General features: G+C 32.6%; 5 protein-coding genes. All 5 read right to left on the minus strand.

What is annotated here, in order from left to right:
* Position 1: 1 nt before the first annotated feature.
* Positions 2-691: a hypothetical protein gene (locus ACFIQC_RS09315; RefSeq protein ID WP_375616948.1), complete on the minus strand. Its 690-nt coding sequence runs from the start codon at positions 689-691 to the stop codon at positions 2-4.
* Between the two features lie 82 nt (positions 692-773).
* The gene (locus ACFIQC_RS09320) at positions 774-1496 is read right to left on the minus strand and encodes a hypothetical protein (RefSeq protein ID WP_375707089.1); all 723 of its coding nucleotides are present in this window, start codon (positions 1494-1496) and stop codon (positions 774-776) included.
* Between the two features lie 1677 nt (positions 1497-3173).
* Entirely contained in the window at positions 3174-3446 is a 273-nt protein-coding gene (locus tag ACFIQC_RS09325) for a type II toxin-antitoxin system YafQ family toxin (RefSeq protein ID WP_375630510.1), read from the minus strand.
* Between the two features lies 1 nt (position 3447).
* On the minus strand, positions 3448-3705 hold the full coding sequence (locus ACFIQC_RS09330; RefSeq protein ID WP_375641073.1) for a type II toxin-antitoxin system RelB/DinJ family antitoxin: 258 nt from the start codon (positions 3703-3705) through the stop codon (positions 3448-3450).
* A 303-nt stretch (positions 3706-4008) separates the two neighbouring features.
* On the minus strand, positions 4009-4199 hold a 191-nt coding region (locus ACFIQC_RS09335; RefSeq protein ID WP_375707090.1), incomplete at its 5' end, for a hypothetical protein.

Below are 4199 nucleotides of genomic sequence, written 5' to 3' on the forward strand. Positions count from 1 at the left end.
TTTACGCAGCGTTATTTTCAATAATCTTTACAACGGTATCGTTTTCATAAATTTCACAATCTTCAGGAATTCCATATGCATAATAAAAGTTTTGTTTGACATATGAATAACCATCTCTTTTTAACCTTGCATTGCCATGTACCAAACCTCTAATGGTGTGATAACCAGTCACTTTTGCATTCCCATAAACAGAACCATAGACCTTAACATACCCACCCACGCTAGCATTGCCATAAACCTTGCCATAAATTTTTGAAGAGCTACTTACAACAGCATGATCATAAACCTCAGCCTTGCTATAAATGCGTGCACTTCCTGTTAATTTTGCATTCCCATAAACCCTTGCATATTGATAAACCCACACCTTATCAGAAAGATGCGCATTATCATAAACATGAGCTCCAAAATACACGCGGGTTTTATCATATACATGCGCATTGCCATAAACAAAACCACCAATGGCAGCATTGCCATATACCCTTGCATTTTCATAAACACGACCAGATTTTACAACACAAGCATTATCATAAACCCAGCAATTGCCATCATGAGAGAGGTTATCTTCCTTTTCAATAAAGCCACCCAAGGCACCAGCCTTAACATCAGCAAAGTCTTTTAATGCTTTAATGCGATAAAGGGTATGATTATTAATTACACGCGTTTCATTTGTGAGTGCAAACTTCTTTTGCATGAGCACAATTCCTTTATAGAGATTTAAATTTTTAAATGAGATGTTTAAAGGAGGGCGCCCCCGCCGCGCCCGCGCGTGTCATTTACGCAGCATCACTTTCATATTCGCTGTCATTATCATCGTCATAATACCCTTCAAAATCAGCATAATACTCATGACGATAATAATCATCTTCGCTCCCAAACTCAGGATATGCATCATCACAGATATCTTCATTAGCTGTTAAAGAGGCATTGCTATGAATGTAAGAATTGCCTGAGACAAGAGCATCACAAATAACAGCATCATCAAAAACACGCGATTCATCACAGATATAAGCAGAGCCACTTATTTTTGCATTGCCTCCGACATGGGCATCATCACAAATGACAGCATTATCAGAAATATGAGCATGATCAGTGACACGGGCGTTATCATAAATTTGTGCATTGCCTTCAATTACAACGGCGTTGTTAGCATGCGCATTACCAGACAGTTTTGCATTGTCCTTTAATGTCATACCTTCAAAAATAGCATTCCCATAAATTTGCGCATTACCATAGACATCAACAAAAAAGCTTTTTACTTTAGCATTTCCAAAGACGCGTGCATTTTGAAAGACCCGAGCTTTATTATACACCCAGCAATTACCTTCATGAGATAAGTTGCTTTCATTTTCAATATACCCCCCTAAATCGCCTTTTTTGACATCATCAAAATCTCTTAAGGCTCTAATTCGAGTTAAGAAATGACCATCAATATATTCACAATCATCAATAAATTCGTATTTTGGAGATGTTTTTTCTGTATTAACAATAGAATTCATTTTTACACCTATTCGTAAATTAGTTTTCAATTGACACCCTATAAGAGCATCGGGTGCTGAAAACACGGCGAATAGTCCGTTGCTATGCTTTTCCCATAAGGGTATTGTATGGCATAGCTACACCCGACAAAATCACTATATATGCTAATCACAGCATAAAAGATAGTCAGTGTTTTAAAAGAAATGGAAAAGGTTTTTTCGCAACCTATTCGCTATTCGAAAGTGTTTTCATCACTTGGTTATTTATGTAACAAAATACGTATTTATTGTCAATTAATTTATAAACTTTTTTGATGTTTTTTTGTATTTTTTAAATACGTTGTGTATTGATAATATCTTATGCTTATTAATTGCTTCTTTTATATTTATGTGCTTTTAAAGCTATATTATAGGTTTTATGAAACGATTGCGTTATTTTCTGAATCTATACATTTATAATATTTAGAAACGCTCTCATAATGCGTATTTTAAACTTTATAACCTATCAATTTTGTCACTAAATGGCTTTTAAGATTTCTGTTAATTTCTTTTAATAACACATTTTAGACTTAACAGCCTTTATAGGGACTGTCTTTATAACAAATGCTTTCATTTGCATTTTTGCTTTCTCTATAGCTGTTATGTTCTTTATAGCCATGGCATCATTTTTCATGTTCATAAGAGAAATGATAAATAGGATAATTGTGATTTATTGCTTGTTATGAAAACATCTCAATAGAAACTGATCATTATAGAGATGAGCAAAATCCCTTTTAATAAACTTTTGTCAGTCTTGTCAGTTCTTTTTAGAACCTATATCATTTTTTTTAAATGAGAGAAAATTAAAATCATTATATTTCAACAAGTTAAGTTTTATGAATTTTTCAAAATACAACTTATTAAAACAGCCATAACAAATAAATACAACTGTAAATATATATTTGTAAGTTTATGTCAGTACATTGAATCGACAAAAGTGATCATTTAGTGAATGATTAAAACATGTCTTATGAGAGTATGTGATCTTTTAAAGCCTTTCAAAAGAAAGGGATTATAATCATAATAAATGCTATCAAGACCATTATGGTTATGAGTTTTGACGGGGTTTTGAGTTTTGACGGTTGCCTCTTTTAGATAAAAAAACGATAAAAAGTAAAAACGTTATTTTTCAATGTGTTAATATTTTACAGATCTTAAAAAACAACCTCTATTGATAACACAACCTATAAATTCAACTAATAATATACGTTTTGAAGGGGTTTTGACGGTTTTTATACCTTCAAAACCTATAAGAAAAGTGAATATACATAACCCTCTTTAAATAAAGCTTCTGATAACAATAAAGCTATCATTTTAGATTACGGTATAATCTTTTAAAGGCAATGTAAAAGAAGCGTATTCACTTTAAGATGGGATTTCTTAAAAGTTTTAAAGTAATCCAAATAAGAGTATTTAAAAGTGCAAATGATTTCTTTTTAGAATAACGCATATAAACTATTATTTAAAAAAGGGATACTCAATAATAATTAAGTCAATAAGTTATATTAATAATGAGAATTTTATTCTTTATTGATTTTATTAGTTTTTTTCTCTATCCCTCATCTTTTTGAAGCTTTTTTATAGCTTCAAGAGCGAGTTTTTTACGGTCTGCGCTCTTTATGTAGAGAAAAATTAGAGTATTTTTAACTTTTCATATAATTATTCTTTGAAAAGGTCAGAGTGCGTTCCTGTACGAATAAGATGTAATTTATCTCCTTCTATTCTATAAATAAGCAGCCAATCTGGTTCGATATGAATATCATGATATCCTACCCAATCGCCTTTTAGTGGATGATCACAGTAATGTCTTGGTAATGGCTTTTCTTCAATTAGAAGACTCAATAGTGTACGCAGCTTATTCATATTTTTACCGCGTTTTTCCGCTTTGCGCACGTCACGTTTAAATTGTCTTGAGCGGACGGGTATCAGCATATTAAATGCCTAAATCCTTAAAAAGGGCATCAGCGTTTTTAAATGTCTTACCTTTACCTTCATCTAATTCCTTTATAGCTTTACGTGTGACACTATTAGGTACTTTAAGATCAAAAGGCAAACAACCTTCTTCAGCGACACGCAAAAATGTTATGCGGATAAGGTCTGATGCACTTAATCCCATACGTTCTAAATTAATCATCGCTTGTTTTTTCATTTTAGCAGGAATGCGAGCGCGAACAACAGAATCGGCTTTCATGATTTGTATCTCCATTTAAAACCTTTATTATAGTGTAGCTACACTGTGACTTCAAGTCAATTTTTTAGAATTAAAAACCCTCTGGATAGCAGGTATGGCAAAAAAAACTCCACGAAAAGAATCCTTGATTCGCAATAATTAAGAGGAATGTTGCAAAATCCTATTCTCTTAACTTTATTTTGTTATCCCTCATAGAAAGAAGATTATATCTAATCAACTTAACAAGAGAGGTATAGATTATGGTTATAAGCTCTATACCCCTTGTAAGGTTATCACTCTCATTATGTGAGCATGCTTTATAAGTTATTCGGTTTCTCTTATTTCTAATTTTGGTAAGTTCTTAACGATTTTCATGGTTTCCAAACTTACAGTGATAACCCTTTGAAACAAATCCAATGGATAGGCAGGGTTGCCAATGGTTTCAACAGCATAGTGATTGGCATCATTCACAATGCCACTCTTTTTATCAGTCTTTACACATTGACGCCCCATAA

The sequence above is a fragment of the Bartonella sp. AA126HLJHH genome, assembly GCF_042197425.1.
In the GTDB taxonomy this organism is placed as follows: Bacteria; Pseudomonadota; Alphaproteobacteria; order Rhizobiales; family Rhizobiaceae; genus Bartonella.

Coding starts and splice junctions, on each gene's coding strand:
- ACFIQC_RS09315 (WP_375616948.1), bottom strand. CDS start 691: ATGCAAAAGAAGTTTGCACTCACAAATGAAACGCGTGTAATTAATAAT.
- ACFIQC_RS09320 (WP_375707089.1), bottom strand. CDS start 1,496: ATGAATTCTATTGTTAATACAGAAAAAACATCTCCAAAATACGAATTT.
- ACFIQC_RS09325 (WP_375630510.1), bottom strand. CDS start 3,446: ATGCTGATACCCGTCCGCTCAAGACAATTTAAACGTGACGTGCGCAAA.
- ACFIQC_RS09330 (WP_375641073.1), bottom strand. CDS start 3,705: ATGAAAGCCGATTCTGTTGTTCGCGCTCGCATTCCTGCTAAAATGAAA.